The sequence below is a fragment of the Porphyromonas gulae genome (genome assembly GCF_000765945.1).
In the GTDB taxonomy this organism is placed as follows: domain Bacteria; phylum Bacteroidota; class Bacteroidia; order Bacteroidales; family Porphyromonadaceae; genus Porphyromonas; species Porphyromonas gulae.
Window position 1 is genome coordinate 1 of sequence record NZ_JRAT01000012.1, and the last position, 25029, is coordinate 25029.

General features: G+C 48.1%; 17 protein-coding genes and 1 tRNA gene. 11 read left to right on the top strand and 7 right to left on the bottom strand.

The window, feature by feature from the left end:
• Positions 1–581 precede the first annotated feature (581 nt).
• Positions 582–2897, bottom strand: a complete 2316-nt coding sequence (locus HQ49_RS03560; protein ID WP_039418499.1) for a GH92 family glycosyl hydrolase — start codon at positions 2895–2897, stop codon at positions 582–584.
• 137 nt (positions 2898–3034) lie between these two features.
• Here HQ49_RS03560 and HQ49_RS03565 point away from each other — a divergent pair, with 137 nt between their 5' ends.
• Positions 3035–4252 carry an S-adenosylmethionine:tRNA ribosyltransferase-isomerase gene (locus HQ49_RS03565; protein WP_039418500.1) on the top strand — a complete coding sequence of 406 codons (1218 nt, stop codon included), beginning with the start codon at positions 3035–3037 and terminating at the stop codon, positions 4250–4252.
• Between the two features lie 186 nt (positions 4253–4438).
• On the opposite strand, the gene HQ49_RS03570 is transcribed toward HQ49_RS03565, so the two are convergent.
• From HQ49_RS03570 to HQ49_RS12600, 6 genes are all read right to left on the bottom strand, one after another.
• A tRNA-Leu gene (locus HQ49_RS03570) sits at positions 4439–4520 on the bottom strand.
• A gap of 222 nt (positions 4521–4742) precedes the next feature.
• Positions 4743–5810 (bottom strand): HpaII family restriction endonuclease, encoded by a 1068-nt coding sequence (locus HQ49_RS03575; RefSeq protein ID WP_052073436.1) that lies wholly within the window; start codon positions 5808–5810, stop codon positions 4743–4745.
• Positions 5788–6546 (bottom strand): HNH endonuclease, encoded by a 759-nt coding sequence (locus HQ49_RS03580; protein ID WP_039418502.1) that lies wholly within the window; start codon positions 6544–6546, stop codon positions 5788–5790. Before HQ49_RS03580 ends, HQ49_RS03575 begins: the two co-directional genes overlap by 23 nt.
• A complete protein-coding gene (locus HQ49_RS03585; RefSeq protein WP_052073437.1) occupies positions 6543–6752 on the bottom strand; it encodes a PDDEXK family nuclease in 210 nt (69 codons plus the stop codon). The genes HQ49_RS03580 and HQ49_RS03585 overlap by 4 nt, the downstream gene beginning before the upstream one ends.
• Before the next feature lie 935 nt (positions 6753–7687).
• Positions 7688–7993, bottom strand: coding sequence for an IS30 family transposase (locus HQ49_RS12595; RefSeq protein ID WP_052073438.1), 306 nt, complete (start codon positions 7991–7993; stop codon positions 7688–7690).
• Positions 7926–8099 carry a helix-turn-helix domain-containing protein gene (locus HQ49_RS12600; RefSeq protein WP_080745543.1) on the bottom strand — a complete coding sequence of 58 codons (174 nt, stop codon included), beginning with the start codon at positions 8097–8099 and terminating at the stop codon, positions 7926–7928. Before HQ49_RS12600 ends, HQ49_RS12595 begins: the two co-directional genes overlap by 68 nt.
• A gap of 147 nt (positions 8100–8246) precedes the next feature.
• Here HQ49_RS12600 and HQ49_RS03600 point away from each other — a divergent pair, with 147 nt between their 5' ends.
• From HQ49_RS03600 to HQ49_RS03650, 10 genes are all read left to right on the top strand, one after another.
• Positions 8247–8762: a pyridoxamine 5'-phosphate oxidase family protein gene (locus HQ49_RS03600; RefSeq protein ID WP_230587233.1), complete on the top strand. Its 516-nt coding sequence runs from the start codon at positions 8247–8249 to the stop codon at positions 8760–8762.
• A 369-nt stretch (positions 8763–9131) separates the two neighbouring features.
• Positions 9132–9740, top strand: coding sequence for a Holliday junction branch migration protein RuvA (ruvA, locus tag HQ49_RS03610; protein WP_018964383.1), 609 nt, complete (start codon positions 9132–9134; stop codon positions 9738–9740).
• Between the two features lie 39 nt (positions 9741–9779).
• Positions 9780–17279, top strand: a complete 7500-nt coding sequence (sov, locus tag HQ49_RS03615; RefSeq protein ID WP_039418507.1) for a T9SS outer membrane translocon Sov/SprA — start codon at positions 9780–9782, stop codon at positions 17277–17279.
• 720 nt (positions 17280–17999) lie between these two features.
• On the top strand, positions 18000–19013 hold the full coding sequence (gene nusB, locus HQ49_RS03620) for a transcription antitermination factor NusB (protein WP_235290053.1): 1014 nt from the start codon (positions 18000–18002) through the stop codon (positions 19011–19013).
• 37 nt (positions 19014–19050) lie between these two features.
• Positions 19051–19956: a diaminopimelate dehydrogenase gene (locus HQ49_RS03625; RefSeq protein WP_039418510.1), complete on the top strand. Its 906-nt coding sequence runs from the start codon at positions 19051–19053 to the stop codon at positions 19954–19956.
• A gap of 38 nt (positions 19957–19994) precedes the next feature.
• Positions 19995–20846: a prolipoprotein diacylglyceryl transferase gene (lgt, locus tag HQ49_RS03630; protein WP_039418511.1), complete on the top strand. Its 852-nt coding sequence runs from the start codon at positions 19995–19997 to the stop codon at positions 20844–20846.
• A gap of 34 nt (positions 20847–20880) precedes the next feature.
• Positions 20881–22089 (top strand): FprA family A-type flavoprotein, encoded by a 1209-nt coding sequence (locus HQ49_RS03635; protein ID WP_039418988.1) that lies wholly within the window; start codon positions 20881–20883, stop codon positions 22087–22089.
• Positions 22090–22126: 37 nt separating this feature from the next.
• Entirely contained in the window at positions 22127–22918 is a 792-nt protein-coding gene (nagB, locus tag HQ49_RS03640; RefSeq protein WP_039418512.1) for a glucosamine-6-phosphate deaminase, read from the top strand.
• 3 nt (positions 22919–22921) lie between these two features.
• Positions 22922–24271 (top strand): dihydrolipoyl dehydrogenase, encoded by a 1350-nt coding sequence (lpdA, locus tag HQ49_RS03645; protein WP_039418514.1) that lies wholly within the window; start codon positions 22922–22924, stop codon positions 24269–24271.
• A gap of 156 nt (positions 24272–24427) precedes the next feature.
• Positions 24428–25018, top strand: a complete 591-nt coding sequence (locus tag HQ49_RS03650; RefSeq protein WP_039418516.1) for a four helix bundle suffix domain-containing protein — start codon at positions 24428–24430, stop codon at positions 25016–25018.
• Positions 25019–25029: the final 11 nt, after the last annotated feature.

The following is a 25029-nucleotide window of genomic DNA, read 5'->3' on the forward strand; positions in this document are numbered from 1 at the left end:
CCCCCCTCATATCGATCAAGACAGATACATGCATTGATTTGACGAAGAAAGGAGAGCTTCATGCGATCTCTCTGCAAACCTCAAGTAATCTGAAAAACACTTAAGAATCAGCTCTGCGGCAAAAGACTTCAATGAAAGTCCTATAAAATAGTTGCAAACAGCTGATAGTTAGCGTATTGATGGGAGCAGAGTCAGCTGACAATCGCGTCCTGCATCGTGCAGGGAGCAAGAATCAGCTGACAATCGCGTCCTGCATCGTGCAGGAAGCAAGAATCAACTGACAATCGCGTCCTGCATCGTGCAGGAAGCAAGAATCAGCTGACAATCGCGTCCTGCATCATGCAGGGAGCAAGAATCAGCTGACAATCGCGTCCTGCATCGTGCAGAATGGAAACTTGATGAAATTTCTGTTTGCTTGCTGTGTCCATATACCGAAGGTTTGACCTTTCCCGAAGACACTAAGAATCAGCTCTGCAGCAAAAGAGCTTGATGAAACTCCCATGCAACAGTCTCAGGATGCAGTTGCAACCTTCTGTATCAAAAACTCAGGTATATGCTTGTAATCCTAAGCAACTTCGGCTTTATCGAGGACGATTGCTTAGTTCGTAACGGAGGTGACCGCAGCGCACCAAATCGGCATGGCTGATATGCCTTGTTCCATGCGGAAGTGTTTTATTGCCAAGAGAAACCGTATGGATGTAAATGGAATCTGTCGGTTGATTCTCTGTATTGGTCGTAATGACCAACTCCCCCTGAGGATAATACTGCGGATTGAGCCGAATCCTAACTCGGGGGAATACCGGCGAGGTCAGTGTATAGGTGGGGCTGCCCGGACAGTCGGGGTAGAATCCCAGCATGGAATAGACAAGCCAAGCACTCATCGTACCGGCATCGTCATTACCGGGCAAGCCGTTAGGAGCATTGCGAAAATGTTTGTCTATCAACTCCCGGGTCAATTTCTGCGTTCGCCATGCTTCCTTGGGGAAATAGGAGAAGAGGTAAGGATAGGCCATGTCCGGCTCGTTGGTCGGATCATAATATCCTTCATCGAAGACTTTCTGCAACCTTTCCGAAAAAACCTTTGCTCCTCCCATCAGCCGGGCAAGCCCTTGTATATCGTGGGGAACGAAAAAGGCATAGTTATAAGCACTGCCCTCGTGGAAACCGGGACTAGGCTCGAAGTTTTCACCCTGTTTGGGATCGAAAGGAGTGAGGAATGATCCATCCGGCAGCAATGGACGCAGCATACCATACTCCTTATTATAATAGTGTCTGTAGCCCAACGAGCGTTTTCCGAATAGAGCTGCGTCTTCTTTATGCCCAAGTGCGTGGGCAAACCGGGACAGATTCCAGTCGGCCAGATAGTATTCCAGCGCATGCGATACGGAATTGTCGTACTGTTCGCGAAGCGGTACGAAGCCGAGGGTGAGATAGTCGTCGTTGTCGGGACGGATCGGATGGGTCGCTCCTGCCGAAGAAGCATTTTTTTTCATGGCTTCATAGGCCGTTGCCGTATCGAAAGCACGAAGGCCCCTTTGCCAAGTGTCATTGATGACGATAAGCGAGGGGTCGCCCTCCATCGTCAGGGTCTCCTGTCCGTACAGCTCCCATCTCGGCAACCAACCGCTCTCTCGGTACATATCGATCAGTGTCCGTACCATGTCCAACTGCTTCTCCGGATAGAGGAGACAGAGCAGCGGATGTACGTTGCGGTACGTGTCCCAAAGTGAAAATACGGTATAGCGGTCATGATCCGTAATACCCGTTTTGCCACTGCCCATCATAGGATATTCCCCATTGGCATCCTGTAGGATATTCGGATGTATCAGCAGGTGATAGAGGGCGGTATAGAATATCGTCCTTTCGTCCGGTGTACCTCCTTCCACTTTCACCGTACCGAGGACTTCCTCCCAATGTTCTATGGCACGGGAGCGTATAGCGGAGAAAGCCTTGGCCGGATTCCCTCCGGCATTTTTGAATACCTCCCCTTGTTCCGCTTCCAGATTATAGAGCGCATTGGCTTCGCTGACGAATGAAACAGCCGATCGTACATAGATCTTTTCCCCCTGATCGCAGTTGAACGAGAATCGGACACCGATGTCATCGCCGCTCATCTCACGCCTGTAGCCATCGTACAGCTTATATTTTCCTGCTGTCGAATTCCATTGGGCTTCCACCGTCATAGGCGGCTGCTTCTTCCAATAGCCGGCAGAGATCGGTCGCCGACTCACCTGAAAGACGAAATACTGACGAAAAACCGCCTGCGGATTGTAGCAAAACGTCCCCATCATCCTGCTGCCGACCACCGTAGAGTCGTTTAAGAATCGAACAGAGGCTCCCGATTCATTGCTTAGGGCCTGTCCCAGATTCAGCAGGATATGGCCTTCTCCTTCGGGAAAAGCAAATTCGGTCAAAGCAGTCCGCTCGGTTACGGTCACGGCTGCATCTATACCGTATTTGTCCAGCACCGCCTTGTATTCTCCCGGTCGGGCATATTCTCGGCTAAGCGAAGAGCCGTAGTGGCGGTAGTCAGGATCGAACGTACCGGAAGTGGCCATCAGCAGCATTCCGCTCAGTTCGGGACAGCCTACTCCACTCAGATTCACATGGCTGAAACCGATGCAGTAACTATTGTCGGCCGAATAAGGTGCACTCCACCAACGCGAATCTTTGTCGAAGCGATTCTTTGTCGATCCGCTGACATTGAAAGGGGTAACGCTCATCAACCCATTGGGCAATACTGCTCCCGGATTCGTGGTGCCGTAATTGGCCGTTCCGATAAAGGGATTGACATATTCTGTCAGTCGTCTACCCGAAGAGACAGAGCTTTGTGCATCGGCAGCAAATGCTATCAGCGACAGACAGCAATAGAGGAGGAAGTTTCGGATCGTCAGCATGGTTCTTGATCGTCTGTAGTTCATACAGTGACAAAGGTAAACGATCTGTGATATGTAAGAACCGACTTAACCATTGGGAAAAGAGAATGTTCGGCCGTAGTATTTGCTAATTTTGCCGCGCAAAATATCATACCACGATGATTACAACCACGGATATTTCCATTGCCGACTACGACTATCCCCTGCCCGAAGAACGGATTGCCAAACATGCTTTGCCACAGCGCGATGCTTGTAAACTGCTCGTTTATGACAAGGGTGAGATAAAAGATGCCGTATTCTCCCAATTATCGGAAGTACTGCCATCGGGCAGTATGCTGGTCAGGAATAATACCCGTGTCATTCGTGCCCGTTTGCTTTTTCGCAAGTCCACGGGAGCGACCATCGAGGTATTCTGCCTCGAACCTGTCAGCCCTGCACAGTACGAACTCTCGCTCACAGCTCGTGGCTCCTGCGTCTGGCACTGTATGGTAGGCAATGCCAAAAGATGGCGGTCAGGCGACTTGCAGATGGAGATCTCTTCTCCGCATGGCGATAGCATCTTATTGACAGCCTCTCACGATCCTGCGGCAGATGGATATATCCGTTTCAGCTGGGAAAATGATCACTACACCTTTGGCGAAATCCTCGAAATGGCCGGTATCCTCCCTATTCCCCCCTATCTCAATCGGGATACCGAAGAGGAGGACTTGGAAACCTACCAAACCGTCTATGCCAAAAATCAGGGTTCGGTGGCAGCACCTACGGCCGGGCTGCATTTCACGGAGGAGGAGTTCGAACGGCTAAGAGCTCAAGGCACTCCGGTTGTGGATGTTACCCTGCATGTCGGAGCCGGCACTTTCCGTCCCGTCAAAAGCGAGACTATCGGTGAACACCGGATGCACCGCGAGCTGATAGTCATCGAACGTTCATCGCTGGAAGCCCTGCGTGATTGGCAGGGTAGCATCGTTGCTGTCGGAACAACCTCCGTACGAACACTCGAAAGCCTCTATTGGCTGGGGAGAAGCCTCTCGATCGGACCGCATACACCGCAAGAGTCCTTAAAGGTCAATCAGTGGGAAGCCTATGAGAATGAAGATGCAACCCTGTCTCGTAGTGAGACCATCCGCATAATACTCGATTGGATGGACGAGCAAGGAGTCGAAACGCTGATTTTTCCGACCGAGATTCTTATTGCTCCGGGCTATCGCTATCGGATGGTCGATGCCATGATTACCAATTTTCATCAACCGCGCAGTACCCTCTTGCTGCTTGTCTCTGCTTTCATCGGAGAGGATTGGAAGGCTGTTTACCACCATGCCCTCGAATCGGGCTATCGCTTCCTGAGCTATGGCGATGGTTCATTGCTGATCCCCTAAAGACGATTTCCCAATCTTTCAAAAGCTATTTCCGCGCTGTTTTCTCGGCCATGCGTGGATATATAGCATCCCTTCCGGCCTGAACACGGACCTTTATTCTTTGTAATATCTCCAATAAAACAGGAAGAGAGTGTGTTTAAATCGCTTCGAAATAGCGATTTACTGACACACTCTCTTCTTTTTGGGTGCGGCTGGCGAGACTCGAACTCGCACGCCGTGAAGCACCAGATCCTAAGTCTGGCGTGGCTACCAATTACACCACAGCCGCATACCGCACCTGCTCGGCAGGCTTAGCGGGCACAAATATACACGATTTTTTTGGATTACGTTCCTGCCGTATCTGTAAAAAATGCGTAATTTTTTTCTTTCATGCTTTATATCATCGGCTTTCAAGTTACTATTTGTGACAGATTCCACTGTCGTATTGGCCAATGACATAAAAGATAAATAAGCAGGGGTCAAATGATTGAATTGACTGCTTTTTGTCCTCTTATTTCAATCTGATTTGGAAATTGAGCTTAAATGAAAGACTTCCATCAACTTCTTTAATTATTGATGCGTACTCATGACGAGTGGTACTCGATCGCTCCAAATAAGTATTTGAAAATAAGTAATCTTCAAATCTATTACGATCATAGAAATGATAGCAAAGTATTTCACCATCTTTCTTTACGACCAAATATCCGCCATTTGCATCATATATGCCACTCCATGGAGTAGCCGGCATCATACCCAATGCGGCAGAGGTTAAAAGATGTTTGATTTTATAAGTATAGAAAGGCGATGATTGGGTTATATCATAATTCAATGGATTAACCTCAGAAAGTTTCTCTGCCAATTCTTTCAAGGTCGAGATGCCGCTATTAAACTGTTCCAATAGCAAATTGGCTATGATCATGGGCAAATCTCCATCCAACATAATGAGATTATTGCGGAATATACGGTTATCGACTTTGTCAAATACCAATGTAGCTCCTTTCTTTTTAATCGCATTTACACGCTTAATCACTTTGTCTTTCTTGGAACCCAACGAATTTATTTCACAGATGTCTTGGTTTGAAAATTTTGCACCTTTTATTTTGAAATTGAAGTTGGTGGCTTTGCTCGCATTCAACAATGTAGAGTTACTGCCTAATTGAGATTTGATGCTAAATCCCATCTCAGAGTTCATCTTTGTTCTACGATCATGCAGAATGATTCTGATATCGGTTTTATCTGATGATTTGGCTTTCAATGAATGGCAATAAATACCATTCATGAATGTTTCTATGTAGGGAACAGCAAATGCGCCATTGTTTTCGTTTATCGCTTTAAGCAACTTCTCTGCCTCTACCAAAAATGTTGATGCAGCTACTCGCAAAAGCTCTTTGGCAGTCGGTGTCTGTATGACAACATCTCTATCTTGTAAGCTGTATTTAATATCTCCATCCTTGTCTTCCCGAAGGATCATGATAATAGGATAAAAAAAATCTTGAATCTTGTTCTCCCTCTGAAGTAAAAATAAAATTTGATTAATGTATTCTGAATTCATAAGGTTATCTTTTTTTGAATCTTTCATAATGGATATTGAGGAAATCTTTACGAGGCATAAACTTATTTGGCAGCATAATCTGCCTTCCGTTCAGTCCTCGTAAATAATCTTGGAAAGAAGCTTTTGCAACCTTTGTAATCATTTCCTCTGAAATAACAATAATCATATCTGGAGTTATAGTTACGAGCAAATTGTCAAAAGCCTTGTGAAATAGGGGGTTCATACAAAGCCCATTTTGTGGATTTGTTCTAATCGAACTATCTTCTGACCATCCTATAATATGACATGCTTCCAACAAAGTCGGTATACTAATCCCTGATATACAACAATGATAATCATAAGCATTTAGTACTGTGGAACGAAAAAAAGATTGGTTGACTCTTTGCTTTACAATAGCTTCTCTTTCTTTTCCATTCGGTAAATCCATCATTTCAATTCCAGTGGACTCTTCAATGCTCTTTTGAGAATAGATAGCGATTAGTTTCTCACTTTCATATGCAAGCAGATCTGGGTTTCCATAAAACTCATCCCAAACTAACTGTTCTGATTTTGCGCCATGTGTTAAACCTGAAATTCCTTTTTGTTTTAAATCGGGATCTAACCGTGCAATGTTGCCAATCTTCATATTTAAAGCACTCGGAGTACGCCCTAATAATTTAGCATATTTTATTATTAGGGGATGGTTTTTATGGCTATTTCTAATATCTATCTTACAATATAAATTGAATGCAATAATCGTTTCTTCTCTAGTCCAATTGTTCATAATGCGAATATATTATTGTGAAAGTTTTCAAAGTAATACATCTTTCTAATCACGAAGTCCGGTTTTCCAAAAATCTCCTTATCATTTTTTCGGTACCTGATTCCGGCATTCCACAACAGCTTGCCAAACAAAATTTCCAGTTTAGTACCTTTTCCTTTGTTCAGAGACATATTTCTGTGGCGTTGTTCTTTTGTCAGCCTATCCATGGCATTACGACTTAGAGTTGGTATACTGCTTCACTGCACGCAAAGGTACTTATTTACTTTCTTGAGCACTGTATCTATCCGGTTTTCCCGATTTCGAGATCAAGACCAAATCCGACAAGATACCAAGTGAAAGCGGGCATAACGAGACTGAATTGAAAGTTCAGCACAGAGAGCAACACATACCATTTGCTTCTGATGAGCGATATAAGAATCGTATCGCTGTCCGGAGGACGTGTCTCTCCTTTCTCAGCATGTTTACTGTACTGAAAACACACACGAAAAAAGTTTTCAACAACGAAGATGAGTTTGGAATGATTCTAAATAAGCATCTGAATGAACGTGGTTTTTGAAGTCAAAAAGGTAAAAAGAAGAGGTTTTTCAAGTCGAAACATGACTTTTAGAAGAGAGGATAACGATCTATATACAAATCATTTACGATAAATATATAGATCGTTTGCGATTTGTATATAAATCGTTTTCCATTTATATATAGATCGAAACTCATTTCTATATAAATCACAGGCTGAAAAAGGTCTTTTCGGAAGGTGATAAAACAAAGGCACCCACCAAATTCTACAGGGAACTCAGTGGGTGCCTTACATGTTTGAGGGGACTATGGAAGCCTTATTCCTCTTTATTTGTCATAGGGATATTCTTGTTTAGTCCGAATAGTGCAGTGGTATGACAGACACGGATGGGGTAAAATCGGCCTGATGAAATAGGGAATGATGTATGAAGCAGTGTGCATATTCGTTGTCATTTAGTCGTAAACTGTTTGTCAATATTGCTCTATATCAAGCAGATAAGTTTTCTTTTGAAGAACTATATCCTCTTGCTGGGTGCTTTGTCTGCCGGCAAATATAGCAAAAACCTCCAACCATGGGGAATCGAATTTCGCATGGGCACATTCCCCCTTCCAGCGCAACCTTGTTGATCTAAGTTAGTCCTAAAACTTGGCTTGGCGTTAGGTATCCTAGCCCTTTTCTGGGTCTTCGATTAATTTTGTGTTGTATTTTGATACACATATCTTGACTTATTTGCCTGAAATCCATCTTCTTAGGGATGTATTGTCTTACGAGTTTATTGAATAATTCGACATGAGGTTTATCTGTAGAGCAGTAGGGGTGGGCAAAGTACACCGGTATTTTGAGTGCCTTCTCAATGATTTCATAACTAGAGAATTCGGTCCCGTTGTCCGTGGTAATGGTCTTCAGTAGCCCTCTTCTTGCTGCCCCCTTCATTTCTTGGTGCAACGCCGATCATTGCGGCGATCTTCCTGATGGACACGTTCTCTTTGAGTAGGCAGGCAATTGTATACCTTTGCTCCGAGGTTAGTTGTTTATGCATTGCAACACGAATTTAAACGATTGGCTTCACACCCCGAACGATTATCCCTCGGCGTGTTTTTGTTTATAGGGTGTTGCATTTACTATTGGAAAATACAAAGTGTAACCCTTGTTTTAGGCATTCATCATGCGACGTAAAGATCGAGAAATGAGCCAAGAATTCGGTTTGGAAGTGATTGATCGGGCAGCCTATGGTGTCCTTTCGGTCTTGGATACTGACCATACGCCCTATACCTTGCCACTTTCCATCGTACGCGATGGGGAGAATTTATACTTCCATTCGGCACGTGCCGGACACAAAGTCGAATTATTCACCCATGAGCCTTCGGCCACCATTGTATTTGTAGGCCGAGTGGAGGTACCCGATGTATATGGTACGGAAACGCTGGAAGCACTGAAAGAGGGAAGCGCTCCCTTATCCGGCTCTATGCTGAGTCGAATTTTCACCACCGAATTCGAGAGTGCTATAGTCAGGGGGCGAGTCGTTCGTGTAGAAGATCGTAAGGAGTGCGTGCATGCCTTACGATTGATCTGTGAGAAGTACACGGCGGAGAAAATGGATTTGTTCGATAAGGCCGTTGAAAGCGGTATGCCCCATACCGCCATCTATCGTATCCGAATAGATACGATCACAGCCAAACGAAAACTTGTTCTCCCAGACTAACCGCATCAATATCTCCCCATTCAAATCCGATGCAAGCCTAACGGACTTTTCGTTGCGAGAAAAAGCAATATTCTTTTCTGCCGTTCGATTGCCTCAACAGTGAATTCGGCTACTCATTATATCATTGTGCTCTCGCGTATCCTTGAGGAATAAAATAGATGCCTCTACCCCTCGTATTATACCACTACAAACGGACTTGATACAACATTTTCCCTACTTTTGCGTTAGTTTCCTGTAGTATAAACAACAACACTATGTGGCTTTTGAAAAAAAAGTCATGTAAAAGTAATTTGACCGGAGACTTTGTGGAATGTTTCGCCGAGTGATCCAAGAAGCCACACATAAAGCCCTCGGTCTGTGTAGCATGCAATGATAGAGTATCTCAAGGGAGCAATAGTCGGTTTGACGCCAACGAACCTCGTGATCGAGTGTGCGGGAGTGGGTTATGATGTGAATGTCTCGCTCACCACTTATTCTGCCTATCAGGGGAAGAAAGAGGGACTCATCTGGATCACACAACTGATCCGAGAAGATGCCCATTTATTGTATGGCTTTTCTACGAAAGAAGAACGCACACTCTTCGGCCAACTGACTTCCGTCAGCGGTGTCGGTCCTACGACGGCACGGCTCATCCTATCCTCCTATGCTCCTCAAGAACTGGCCGCACTCATCACCACAGGACAGGCCGATGCGCTGAAAGCGGTGAAGGGCATCGGCCTGAAAACGGCTCAGCGTATCATCGTGGATCTGAAAGGTAAGATCCAGCTGGAAACCTCCTCTGACGAGATCCAGTCTGCACGGACGGCTGTAGGCGGTGCCGCTCTGAATACCATAGCTTCGGGAGAAGAGGCCATCAGTGCCCTGAAGATGCTTGGCTTTGCCGATCCGGCTATACGCAAAGCGGTCAAGTCCATTCTCTCCGAGGATTCGTCTTTGGCTGTCGAAGATATTATCAAGCGAGCATTACGAATGTTATAGCCTTTTCTCAAACAAAGAAGGATCACGGGTGTCTTGATAATGGAAAAGAAAAACAAACCCATTCGGCTACTTGCAGCTCTACTGCCCATAATCGCCGGCCTTGCTTTGGCCACATGGCGTCCGGCGAATGGCTCCGTACCTGCCCGGACAGCTATCGGCAATCACTATGCAACTCCCTCTCCGGCCGATACGACTCGTTTCCCCGTCAAGAAGACCCAAGCCAAAGACTACCGCTATCTGGATGGCAACTATCCACTCGACCTGAAGACTCCGGATAACATCCGCACCGAATTTATTTACGACGAGAAGACCAATACATATCTGCTTGTGACCAAGCTTGGGGATAAACCTCTGGGCAGTCCCATCCCCTTCACACCCGAAGAATACCTGCGCTATATGCAGCGCGATTCCATCCGCCGTTACTTCATGGAAAAAGAACGACTTGAAGCTCAACAGGAGGGAAAGAAGCGGTTCAATCCTTTGGAAATGACATTCGACCTCGGTCCGGCCGAGAAACTCTTCGGCCCTGGCGGAGTCAAACTCCGTACCCAAGGATCGGCCGAGGTGGCCATGGGGGCTAAGAGCAATGCCACGAACAACCCGTCTCTGCCCGAAAATGCACGCAAGCATTCCTATTTCGACTTCAGCGAAAAGATCCAGACCAACGTGCAGGCTTCAGTGGGTACGAAGCTCAACTTCGGGATGAACTATAATACGGAGAGTACGTTCGACTTCGATGCAAAGAAGCTGAAGTTGGCTTTCGAAGGAGAGGAAGACGACATCATCAAGCTGATCGAAGCCGGCAATGTATCCATGAATACGCGCAACACTCTGATTCGAGGTGGAGCGAGCCTGTTCGGGATACACACGAAGATGCAGTTCGGCAAATTGGACGTGGATATGGTGGTCAGTCAGCAGGAAGCTGAGACCAAGAGGGTCAGCACGAAAGGTGGTGCGCAGACTACCCCGTTCGAATTATCGGCAGGCCAATACGATGAGAATCGGCACTTCTTCTTCGGCCACTACTTCCGTGATCGTTATGATGGTGCCATGAAGACACTGCCCTTTATCAGCTCAGGTGTCAAAATCAATCGTGTGGAAGTGTGGGTAACCAACAAGAAAGGCAATTTCGACAACACCCAGACGCGTAACATAGTAGCCTTTACCGATTTGGGAGAACCGGAAAAGATAGCTTTGCCATCCGTTTCTCCCTCCATGAGTACTAACGGCCTACCGGCCAATCAGGCCAATTCGCTCTATCCGATGCTACTATCGATGCCGAACTTGCGCTTTATCGACCAGGTAACGCAGGAGTTGGGCGGAATCATGCAAGGAGGGCGAGACTACGAAAAAGTAGAGAGTGCTCGCCTATTGAACCCTGCGGACTACACAGTCAATAGCATTCTCGGCTATATCAGTTTGAATATGCGCCTCTCTGCCGATGAGGTGTTGGGGATAGCATTCGAATATACGTACAATGGTCAGGTGTATCAGGTCGGAGAGTTTTCTACAGACCGGCCGGACAATTCCACGGAGAACCTCTACGTTAAGCTGCTCAAAGGAACGGCGATGAGTTCGACCTCGCCGTATTGGCACTTCATGATGAAGAATGCCTATCAGTTGGGAGGCGGTGTTTATAATGTGCAGAAAGAGAAGTTCAAGCTGAATGTTTTCTACCAGAGTGATAGCGCAGGCGTCTACCAGCCATATATCAGCGAAGGCAAGATCAAGGGACAGCTGCTTCTGCGCGTGTTGGGCATGGATAGACTGGACGCCAAGCAAGAACCTTACCCCGACGGCACATATGACTTTGTCGATGGCTATACGATCCTTCCTCAAAAAGGAGTTGTGATCCTTCCTACCGTGGAGCCATTCGGAAAGACTCTTGCCGATGCGTTTGGCGATCCTGTATTGGCGAAAAAGTACTGCTTCCAAGAGCTGTACGATACGACGGCAGTGGCTGCGCAGCAAGTAGCAGAGAAAAACAAATTTATCTTCAGAGGCGAATACAAAGCTTCTTCGGGTGGAGATATTTCTTTGGGGGCTATCAACGTAACGCCCGGATCCGTCGTAGTGACGGCCGGCGGTGTCAAGCTGACGGAGAATGTGGATTATACGGTAGACTACCTCTCCGGCAACGTATCGATCATCAATGAAGCGATTCTCTCTTCGGGAACTCCCATCAATGTGTCGCTGGAGAACCGAGGGCTGATGAATATGCAGCGCAAAACGATGTTCGGTATAGATCTGAACTACAACTTTTCCAAAGACTTCACCCTCGGCGGTACCTTCATGCACCTGAGCGAAATGCCACTGACAACCAAATCCGTGATTGGAGACGAGTCGCTCAAGAATACGCTTTGGGGACTTAACCTGAACTACCGCACTCAAGCTCAATGGCTGACGAATGCACTCGATCTTTTGCCTTTCGTGGAGCTGACAAAACCCAGTGAGATCACGATAAACGCTGAGTTTGCTCATTTGATCCCCGGACATTATCAAAGTAAATATGCCCAAGGCAATAGCTATCTGGACGACTTCGAAAGTTCGCAGAGCTATATCGACCTGATGAATCCGTATTCGTGGATGCTCTCCAGTACTCCGTTTCAAGATGGAGCAGGGCCGGTGTTTTTCCCGGAAGCATCATTGACGAACGATATTGACTATGGCAAGCATAGAGCCAAACTATCGTGGTTCTACATTGATCCGATATTCACAAGAGAGAATTCCGCAGGTATGCCCGCCCACTTGAAGAATGACCTCGAACAGCTCTCCAACCATTATGTCCGCGAAGTGAAGACCTCCGAGCTTTTCCCTTATCGCGATCAGACGTACAATATGAATAGCTATCTGCACACGCTGCTGATGTCCTATTATCCGTCTGAGCGTGGCCCATACAACCTCAATACGGTGGATATGCAGTCGGACGGTCGTTTGGCTAATCCTCAATCCAACTGGGGCGGTATCATGCGCAAGATAGATCAGAGCGACTTCGAAGCATCCAATATCGAGTACGTAGAGTTTTGGCTTCTCGATCCTTTCATCTACAACAAAGAAACTGCCAAGGGAGGGTCAATGTATATCAACTTGGGTGAAATATCCGAGGAAGTTCTGAAAGACGAAAAGAAGTTTTTCGAGAACGGTATGCCCATCAACGATGATCCCGCTGCCATAGAGACCACAGTATGGGGTAAGGTGCCGAAGCGTCAGGGAACGGGCTATGCTTTCGACAATACAGCCGGAGCACGTCCGAAACAGGATGTCGGCTTCAACGGGCTTACGACGGAGGAGGAAAAAGAATTCCTGGCATATGCCGAGTATATATCCCGTCTGACGTCTATCGTATCTCCCGATGTTCTGGGTCAATGGAGTGCAGATCCATTCAGCCCGATCAACGATCCGGGTGGGGACAACTTTCACCACTATCGGGGGGCCGATTACGATGACGCACGCAAGTCGATCCTCGATCGTTATAAGCAATACAACGGAGTAGAAGGCAACTCGGCCGAAGCCACCAACGATATTACCGGATACAACGTATCCAGCCGCTTGGTACCCGATGTGGAAGACATCAATCAGGACAATACGCTCAACGAGATAGAGAAGTATTTCCAGTACCGTGTGGAGCTGCATCCCTCTAAAATGGTTGTGGGGCAAAACTATATTGTCGATTCTCGTACCAAGGAGGTAGAGCTGCGCAACGGCAAAAAGGAGACTATAACCTGGTATCAGTTCAAAGTCCCGGTACGGGAGTTCGAGAGAAAGATCGGAGGCATTACGGATTTCAAGACCATCCGCTTCATGCGTGTCTACTTGACGAACTTTTCTGAAGAGGTCATTCTACGATTCGGGACTTTCAAATTGGTGCGTGGCGATTGGCGACAGTACGAACGCGAACTGCATCCGGCCAACCTGACACCGATCTCGAATGCAAAACTGGAAGTAAGTACCGTAAACATAGAGGAGAATGGTGACCGTAAGCCTGTGAACTATGTGCTCCCTCCGGGCGTATTGCGTTCGCTCGATCCCCAGCAAGCACAGAGCACGCAGCAGAACGAGCAGTCCATGAGCCTGAAAGTCCGAACACTGGCACCGGGCGATGCACGTGCCGTATATAAGAATACGGGCTATGATCTGCGGCGTTATAAGCGTTTGCAGATGTTTACGCATGCCGAACGCCTTCAGGATGAAGACGCCACGCATACAGGCAATGGAGATCTGTCCGTCTTCATCCGGTTAGGGACGGATTACCGGAACAATTATTACGAATACTCCATACCGTTGCGCCTGACTCCTTTCGGTACCTATTCGACCAATAGCGAGAACGACAGGGAAACTGTTTGGCCTAAGGAGAATATGTTCGACTTCAAACTGTCTGCCCTCACCGATATTAAGACGAAACGCAACAGGGAGAAAGCCGCAGGCAATCCTGCCGCTGACTTCTATCGCCTTTTCTCCGAACCCGACCCCGAAAACACCGGCAATACCGTTAGCGTTATGGGAAATCCGACACTGAGTGAAGTCAAGACTATCATGATCGGTATTCGCAATAACAGTACTGACATCAAGAGTGCCGAGATATGGGTCAATGAACTCAGGCTCACGGACTACGATGAGAAAGGCGGATGGGCTGCCAATACCACCATCAATATGCAGCTTAGCGACTTGGGATCGGTGAATATGCGCGGACAGATGATAACCGCCGGATTCGGTGCTTTGGACGAGTCTCTCACGCAGCGGGCCATAGAAGATACGCGCACACTCAACTTTTCCACCAATTTGGAACTTGGCAAGTTCTTCCCCGAAAAGGCTCAGATCAGCATACCTTTCTATTACTCGGTATCGGATGAGAAAATATCTCCACAATACAATCCCTATGATCAAGACATCCTTCTGAAAGATGCTTTGGACGCTCTGCCCGACAAAAATTCTCGCGACTCTCTGAGGAGGCTAAGCGAAAACCGTATGACAACGCACAGTTTGGCACTGAACAATATCAGAGTCAATGTCAAGAGCAAACACCCGATGCCTTACGATCCGGCGAACTTCTCGTTCAATTACTCCTATAATAAAAGCGAACGACACAATCCCGACATGGAGTACAATACGAATTTGAACTGGAGTGCCGGGATGGTATATGATTATTCGCCTCTGCTCAAACCGATCAAGCCGTTTGCCAAAATCAAAAAGGCCGGAACCTATCTGAAAGGTTTTGCCATCAATCCGCTCCCGGCGAAGATCACCTTCCAGACCAATATGATCCGTTCCTATTCGGAGGAACAGGTGCGCAACTTCAGTTATGGAGTGGGTCAGGCCGAAAAGCTACCCGTGACGTTCATGCAGAATTTCGTTTGGGATCGTGCCATAGCTGTCAACTGGAATCCGATCAATAGTCTGAGGATCAACTTCCGCAGCGGGACCAATGCACGTATCGAAGAGCCGCATGTACAAGTGAACAAAAAGCTCGCTCCCGATGAGTATAAGATATGGCGCGACTCCGTTCGTCGCAGTATTGCCGAATTGGGAACTCCTATCGCATACGACCAAACATTCAATGTATCGTATACCCTGCCTACAACCCAAATATCCGCCTTGAATTGGGTGAACGGTTCATTGACCTATAATGCCGTGTATAACTGGGATCGTGGAGCCAAAACCTCCACCGAACAGATCATCGGGAATACGATCCGCAATCAGGCGACGCTGGAACTTCCCCTGCAACTCAATCTGACATCGCTGTATCGCAAATCCGCTTTCCTCAAGAGAATAGAGCAGCATATCACGAATCCGGACAAAAAGGATCCTGTAAAAAAAGCAGCTCAGCCATTGACCAAGAAAATCCGGTTGCTCCCCGATTCTACGGTAACGCTGACGCACACCTTTGCTTCCAAGAAAGTGAGAGTGTCCGCCCTCGGCCCGGATGGCAAGATGTATCCGCTGAAGACAAAAATCAAGGATAAGAATACAATCGTAATTCTGAACAATGACAGCATAGAGATCAATGTAACGGTAGCCCCCCCGAGGCAGAGCAGTTCCACTCCTGCATTCGGTGCGATAGGCGAAAGGATGGTATACGCCCTGATGATGCTCAAGAGCATCAACCTTAACTACCGGCAATCGTCCGGCCTGCATCTGCCCGGATTCTTGCCCAATATCAAAGCTGCCGGCGGACAAGGCTCTGTGGATGGCGTTTTGGCACCGGGATGGGACTTTGCTTTCGGCCTTACCGGAGAAGATTTCGTGGACAAAGCTGCGCAGAAAGGTTGGCTTATCGGTGGGCAGCAAAACGTATCACCCTCTGTCTACTCGGAGAGCAATTCGTTCGAGATCAAGATGACGCTCGAACCGATTCGCGAGCTGCGCATCAACCTCACAGCCAACAGAACCGATACCCGACAAACGCAGACCCAATACGTCTATGCCGGTATGCCGCGCACTTATGGAGGTAACTTCGTGATGACGACCATCGGACTGAAAGGCATGTTCAGCAGTTCGTCCGGAGCAACGGGCTATGCCTCGGAGGCCTTCAATGAGTTCCTGCGAAATCGGGAGATAATCGCAGGGCGTATCATGGCCCAATATCATGGAGCCACTTATCCCTCTTCCGGATTCATGGAAGGAAGCAGTCTGGCCGGTCAGCCGGTTTCTCTGGAAAACAGTGCCGTATCCCTCAACTCGGCCGACGTGCTTATTCCGGCTTTCCTCAGTGCTTATACCCAGAGGTCGGTGGGAAAAATCGGCCTGTCGGCATTCCCCTCATTGTCTTCCATTCTCCCCAACTGGAATGTCAGCTACACGGGCTTGAGCAAAACCGAACTGCTCAAGAAGTACTTCCGAAATGTGCGTATCAACCATGCTTACCGTGGTATATACAACGTTGATAGCTATAGCTCTTACCTCGGTTGGGTGGGTTTGGCCGATGGTAGCAATCTGGGTTTTATCCAAGACTCATCGGATCCCACGACGCTGACCCCCGTTGCATCCATGCCTTTCGATATTCCATTTGTCCGTCTCGAAGATAGTTTTGCTCCCCTCCTCGGTGTGGAAGTTACGTTTATGAGTGGGTTGGGGATCAATACGGACTACAGAAAGACTCGCCGTCTGAATCTGAATCTATCGGCTTATCAGCTCGTGGAGTCGAACGAAGATCAGATAACCGTAGGGATGAGCTATAAGGCAGATAATTTTGCCAAACTCATCGGCCTGCAACGGACAAGACCTGCAAGAAAGGCCAAAGGCGGACGAAACAACAATGAGACTGCAACTCCGCGTACCGGAGGCGCGCTGACCGTCCGAGTGAACTATGCTTACAGCCGTACACTGACCCTGATTCGCAAGATCCAAGATGCTTACACACAAGCTACGAATGGCAATATCAGCCACAAGATCAACGTCAGTGCGGACTACGACATCAGCCGTATGCTTACCCTACGCGCCTATTACGATTGGGATATGAACCATCCGCTTGTCAGCTCGGCTTCCTTCCCTATCACGAATAGCAATTTCGGCGTCAGCTTCCGTTTCAATCTGACGCAGTAGCCAGAGCGGCATTGCCCACACTCCTCGCATCGCATTTCAGCGAAGGTCATTTCCCTCATCGCACCAATTCATGCTCGTCAATCTCATTGATTGAGGTGCCACAAAACGTGGCGCAAGAAAATTTCTCTTTCGGTTCGAGAAGTGAAAAATTCATGAGCCAAAACGAAAAGTTTTACGCGCGTCTTTTGTTGGAGAACGCGAACCACTGTTCTTGCTTTTGTGGTTCGTATTCTCCGAAACAGCTCCTCGGACGAACAGCAGCATCGACCGAAACGAGCCACCTCCCATCTCCGGGACAATTGCATCCACGGTATTCGGATATTCATTGTGAGATCCATATCGTGAATAAAGTATGACCAGCAGGGAAAGGATACTATGGTCTCACATGAGAGGATACTATAGTCTCATATGAGAAGATACTATGGTCTCATGCGAGAGGATATTATTGTCTCATGTGAGAGGATACTATGGTCTCATGCGAGAGGATACTATGGTCTTATAAAAGTTAGACATAAAGAAGAGAAAATGCCAGATCCCTACCCTGCCATGAACGTTAGATGGATCTGATACGACAATCATGCTTCGGAGATGAGTCCCATCGCCTTTTTCAAGCCGAAAGCCAATATGTTGTGGGTTTGAGTACGTCTGATTACCTTTGCCAGACATTACTTTTCAAGGATTATAAGAATGATCAATCGAGCACTTGTCCGATCCCGAGTTTTGCAACAAGCATATGTGTATTACCATCGAGATGATGCTGAAATACAATCTGCCGAAAAAGAGTTGCTCAACAGTCTGGAGCGGACATACGACCTATACCTATACTACCTCCTCTTAGTTCCGGAACTGACAAGACTGCATGCGGAAATCCTCGAAGCCAATAAGAACAAGCGTTTAGCGACAGAGAAGGACAAAAACCCCAATCTGCGCATGGTACAGAACCGGCTTGCCGAAAAGATCGAAAGCTGCAGACCTTTGTGGGTAAGAGCCGAACAGAACGCTCTTAACTGGCGTTCCGAAGAAGCTTTTCTGCGACGCCTGCTGAAAAAAATCCATTCGTCCGAGACTTTCGCCCGCTACATGGGTTCCGATGCCAACGACGACTTCGAAGCCGACCGTTCGTTCTGGAATGAGCTGATGCGCGACATCGTCCTTCCCGACGAAGAGCTGGCAGAAGTAATGGAAGAGCATAGTATCTTCTGGGACAATCAAATACAACTTATCGAGAAAATCGAGACAGAGGAGACTCCCGACATAGAAGAGGTGGAACAGTCGGTACGGCAGGCAGTTGCCGATGGCAACTACCAAACGATCCGACAGGAAAATGCACCTATCGAAATCGTGAAGGAGTTCGTCCTCAAGACGATCCGACGGATCGACCAAGATACCGATCCATCGGCTATCCTGCTTCCTGCGTATAAGGAGAAAGACGATGCCGTATTCGGCACCACCCTACTGCGCAATGCCATCATCAACGGAGAGGAATATCGCCGTATCATCCGTGAAAATCTGATCAACTGGGAAGTGGATCGCATAGCGGACATGGATATGCTGATCATGCAACTGGCCATTGCCGAGTTGCTCAACTTCCCGAATATTCCGGCTTTGGTAACAATCAATGAATACATCGACCTCTCCAAGCTGTTCAGTACCCCGAAGAGCGGAACGTTCGTAAACGGTCTGCTCGATGCCGTGGTCAAAGGCTTCAGAGAGAAAGGCAAACTACTCAAATAAGAGAAGGGGGCGAAACACCTATCCCCAGATTCGACAAATGACAGACAACAAAAAGATTCGGGCGGCCATCATAGGCTACGGCAATATCGGTCGTTATGCCCTGCAAGCTCTTAATGAAGCCCCTGATTTTGAAATAGCAGGCATCGTACGCCGCAATCCGACCGAAGTTCCCTCCGAGCTTCGACCTTTCCCCGTAGTATCGGACATCGAACAACTCGAAGCAGTCGATGTAGCATTGATATGTTCACCAAGTCGGGAAGTAGAGCGAACAGCCTTAGAGATATTGAAAAAAGGAATATGCACGGCCGATAGCTTCGATATTCACGGCAACATTTTGGCCTTGCGCCAATCACTGGGAAATGCTGCCAGAGAAAGCGGAGCGGCAGCCGTCATCGCTTCCGGCTGGGATCCGGGCAGCGACTCTGTGGTGCGTACGCTGATGCAGGCTATCGTCCCCAAAGGAATCACCTACACCAACTTCGGTCCCGGTATGAGTATGGGACATACTGTAGCCGTGAAGGCCATAGACGGCGTGAAGGCCGCACTTTCGATGACCATTCCACTCGGAACGGGTGTGCATCGCCGCATGGTTTACGTAGAACTGCTTCCGGGACACAACTTGGAGGAGATATCGGCTGCCATCAAAGCAGATGAGTACTTCGCTCACGACGAGACCCACGTGATACAGGTAGATGATGTGGATGCCCTCATCGATATGGGGCATGGCGTCCACATGGTGCGTAAGGGCGTGAGCGGTTCTACGCAAAACCAGCGGATGTCATTCGATATGGAGATCAACAATCCGGCATTGACCGGACAAGCACTGGTCTGTGCAGCTCGGGCAGCCATGCGCCAACACCCCGGAGCTTACACCCTACAGGAAATCCCCGTCATAGACCTTCTTCCCGGAGACAGGGAGTACTGGATAGGGCAACTTTGCTAAGAAAAATACTACTCAACTAAACGGCTAATCGGAACATTATGACACTACCTGCATTCATCACATGGGATTTCGATCCGGTCCTATTTACCCTTTTCGGCCACCCCGTTGTCTGGTACGGCTTGCTCTTTGCATTGGGGTTGATCATTTTGGGCCCTTGGATAGAGAAAAAAATGTGGGAACACGAGAAGCTGGATCCCAAATGGTTCGAGTCTCTGGCCGTCTATGTCTTTGTAGGTACTATCGTTGGAGCACGTCTGGGGCATGTCCTATTCTATGACCCGGCATACTATCTGGCCAATCCGGCCAAGATATTCGTCACTTGGGAGGGTGGCTTGGCCAGCCATGGAGGTACCATCGGGATCATAATAGCCTGCTGGCTGTATTCGCGCAGAGTAACGCGCAAGTCCATCCTGTGGGTTTTAGACCGCTTGGCGGTGCCTACAGGTATCGTCGCTGCCATGATTCGTCTGGGCAATCTGACCAATAGTGAGATTTTCGGCCGCCCGACGACATTGCCCTGGGGCTTCCGCTTTATTCGCTCGGAAGAGTATCGCCGATTGGTGCCGAATATGGATATGGGATGTCATCCTACTCAGATATACGAAGCCTTGTGCTATTTGGCAGTCTTCGCTCTCTGTATGTGGCTATACTGGAAGCGCGATGCCGCCCGACGCTACTCCGGGCTGATAGTGGGAGTTTTCCTCACGGGCATCTTCCTCTCTCGCTTGATCATCGAGCACATCAAGATCGTTCAGGAGCCATGGGAGCTCAAGCTTATCGAATCAGTCGGCCTGAATATGGGACAGCTGCTCAGCATACCATTCGTTCTTGCAGGCATTTGGCTTATCATCCATGCCGTAAAGAATCCGATTATGCAGAAATTATCATAACAACAAATAATTATAAAAGTATCCAAGAAATATGATGTATCAGGTTCCTCAAGTAACAGACTCCGTTTATTACGTGGGCGTAAACGACCGCTCGAAGAGTCTCTTCGAGAATATGTGGCCGTTGCCATATGGCGTGTCGTACAACTCGTATCTCGTTGTAGACGAAAAAGTAGCTCTCATCGATACAGTAGATGTATGCTACTCGGAGATTTTCTTCAAGAAATTGGACACCGTCCTCAAAGGACGCCCCATCGACTATCTTATCGTTGATCATATGGAACCGGACCACAGTGGCTCGATAGGTCTGCTGCGCCAACGCTACCCCAATATGCAAATCGTGGGTAACAAGAAGACTCACGGCATGCTCGAAGGTTACCACCACATTACGGAAGGACTGCTGGAAGTGAAGGAAGGCGACAAGATCTCTCTCGGTAAAAACGAACTTACTTTCATTTTCGCTCCGATGGTACACTGGCCGGAAGTAATGTTCACCTACCTGCCTACCCAACAAGTCTTGTTCTCGGCCGATGCTTTCGGTACGTTCGGTACACTGGATGGACATATATTCGACAAGGATATGGATCTTTCTTTCCGCTGGGAGGAGATGTACCGCTACTACGCTTGTATCGTAGGTAAGTACGGTAGCTTTGTACAAAAAGTACTCACCAAGTTCAAGGAAGCCAATCTGCCTGTTCAATATATATGCTCTACGCACGGCCCCGTTTGGACACCGGCACACTTCTCTGAAGCCTTCGACCTATACGATCGAATGAGCCGCTACGAAGCCGAGGAAGGTGCAGTGATTCTCTACGGCACTATGTACGGCAATACGGAAGTATTGGCAGATACGATCGCACAGGGCATCGCCGCCGGTGGTATCCGCAACGTTGTGTGCCACAATGTAGCTTTCAGTCCCGCATCGAACATCCTGCGCGACATCTTCAAGTACAAGGCTGTGATAATCGGTAGCCCCACATACAGCAATGAGATCTTCTCTCCGATCAAAAACATCATGGAGATGATCCGCCTTCGTGAGATAAAGGATCGCTATCTGAGCGTATTCGGTTCATTCACATGGGCCGGTCAGGCAGTGAAGAAGATAGTTCCCTTTGCAGAAGAAATGGGCTGGGAAATGATAGGCGAACCTTTGGAACAAAAAATGTCTACCACAGACGAACTGTACGAGAAGGGTTGGGAGCTCGGCAACAAAATAGCCGAACGACTCAAAACCGATCGTCAGTAATATATCATACCCACTACTGGACTAACCCAATCTTACAATGAGATTAATCATAGAGCCGGATTACGACAAGCTCTCCAAATGGGCAGCCGACTACGTCATCGAGCGTATCCGTAAAGCAGCTCCTACAGCTGAGAAACCGTTTGTGCTCGGTCTACCGACAGGTTCTTCACCGATAGGGATGTATAGAGAGCTGGTCAAAGCATGTAAAGAAGGGCGCATATCTTTCCGCCACGTAATCACCTTCAATATGGATGAATACGTAGGCCTTGCTACAGAGCATCCGGAGAGCTATCATTCATTCATGCACCGGCATTTGTTCGACCATATCGACATCCTGCCTCAGAACATCCATATTCTCAATGGCAATGCCCCTGACCTGACGGCCGAGTGCGATGCATACGAGAGAGCTATCGAGGCTACCGGAGGCATAGACCTCTTTATCGGTGGGATAGGGCCTGACGGACATATTGCTTTCAATGAGCCGGGGTCTTCTCTCACCTCCCGCACGCGTATCAAGACGCTAACCACGGACACGGTACTGGCTAACAGTCGTTTCTTCGACAATGATACGAACCTTGTACCCAAGCGTGCTCTTACCGTCGGTGTGGGAACAGTCATGGATGCACGGGAAGTAATGATCCTCGTAAATGGACATACCAAAGCCCGTGCTCTTCGCGAAGCTGTGGAAGGTGCAGTCAGCCAAATGTGGACGATCACTGCCCTGCAACTCCATCGTCACAGCATCATCGTCTGCGACGAAGCAGCCTGTGTGGAGCTGAAAGTGGGTACGTACAACTACTTTAAGGATATCGAACGCAACAATCTATAAACTATGCGCTACGACTTAGCTATCATCGGTGGAGGACCGGCCGGTTATACGGCTGCCGAACGTGCTGCCAAAGGTGGCCTGAAAACCCTCCTAATTGAGAAGAATGCTCTCGGTGGTGTATGCCTCAACGAAGGATGTATACCGACCAAGACACTACTCTACTCAGCCAAAGTGCTACATCAAATGGCTACGGCATCTAAATATGCAGTAAGTGGAACGGCCGATGGACTCGACCTCGGCAAGGTGATTGCCCGAAAAGGCAAGATTATTCGCAAGCTGACGGCCGGCATCCGTTCACGCCTGACAGAGGCCGGAGTAGAGATGGTGACGGCAGAAGCTACCGTAACGGGACGCGATGCAGACGGCATCATCGGCATTACTGCGGGCGAGGCACGGTACGAAGCTGCCAACCTGCTACTATGTACCGGTTCGGAGACGTTTATTCCGCCCATTCCCGGAGTGGAACAGACAGAGTATTGGACGAATCGAGAAGCACTTCAGAACAAAGAGATTCCGACCTCTCTCGTCATCATTGGTGGAGGAGTTATCGGGATGGAGTTCGCCTCTTTCTTCAACAGTATCGGTACGCAAGTGCATGTGGTGGAAATGCTGCCCGAAATACTCAATGGCATTGACCCCGAACATGCAGCCATGCTTCGCGCTCTCTATGAAAAAGAGGGGATCAAATTCTATCTCGGACACAAGGTTACTTCTGTTCGCAACGGAGCTGTTACGGTAGAATACGAAGGAGAAACGAAGGAAATCGAAGGAGAACGTATCCTGATGAGTGTAGGACGCCGCCCCGTGCTGCAAGGATTCGAGTCGCTCGGATTGGAGCTTGCCGGCAAAGGTGTAAAGACTAACGAAAGGATGCAAACTTCCCTGCCCAATGTCTATGCTGCAGGTGATATTACGGGCTTCTCGCTTTTGGCACACACGGCTGTACGAGAAGCAGAGGTAGCAGTAGATCAGATTTTGGGCAAAACAGACGAAACGATGAGCTACCGTGCCGTACCGGGTGTGGTGTACACCAATCCCGAGGTTGCCGGTGTGGGGGAGACGGAAGAATCGCTTCGCAAAGCAGGACGTGCCTATACTGTTCGTCGCCTTCCTATGGCCTTCTCCGGCCGATTTGTAGCCGAAAACGAACAAGGTAATGGAGAGTGCAAACTACTACTTGATGAAGAGAATCGCTTGATCGGAGCACACCTCATTGGCAATCCGGCCGGCGAACTCATCGTAACCGCAGCCATGGCCATCGAAACCGGCATGACGGATCGACAAATCGAGCGAATCATATTCCCTCACCCGACTGTAGGCGAAATCCTAAAAGAAACCCTCGCCGGAGGTTGATAGCCGTTCTGCCTCTCTCTTAGGGAATCAGATATAAAAGTCCGTGCAGTTTTTGCTGATTGCACGGACTTTTTCCTCTAATCTCTTTCAGAGTATTCGGAGTACTCCGAGTATTCAGAGTATTCAGACAACACCGAAAAAACAACAAAATACAGCATGTCAGTTACCTCCTTCCTGCCTCGGCATGGATCGTATCGCCGACTACGTGTCTATAGGGTCGTTGAGGTCGTCTATGATCTCACATATCACTTTGCCCACACGTATTTGAGCAAGTCCGATCGAACCATAGATCAGATGATACAAGCAGCGCGCTCCGGCAAACAAAATATCGCAGAAGGCAATGCAGCTTCTACCACATCGGCCGAAACAGAAATCAAACTGACCAACGTAGCGAAAGCCAGTCTCGAAGAATTACTACTCGACTATGAAGATTACCTTCGAGTCAGGAAGAGAGTTCTATGGACCAAGAGCCATCCACGCTATGGATCTATGCGTAACTATGCGCGTAGTCCTCAGCTATTGGAAGAATACTCTTCTTTGATGATACGCCTTACGGATGAAGAACTCGCAAATCTCTGCATCACACTCATCCATCAGGCCAACTACATGCTATATCGGCTGTTAGAATCGCTGCAGAAACGATTTATAGAGCAAGGTGGTATCCGAGAGCAAATGACAGCCGTAAGGAAGCAATACAGAAGCAACCAAAACAATCAGAGTTGTCAGAGTAATCAGAAAACTCAATAACAAGTGCGTAC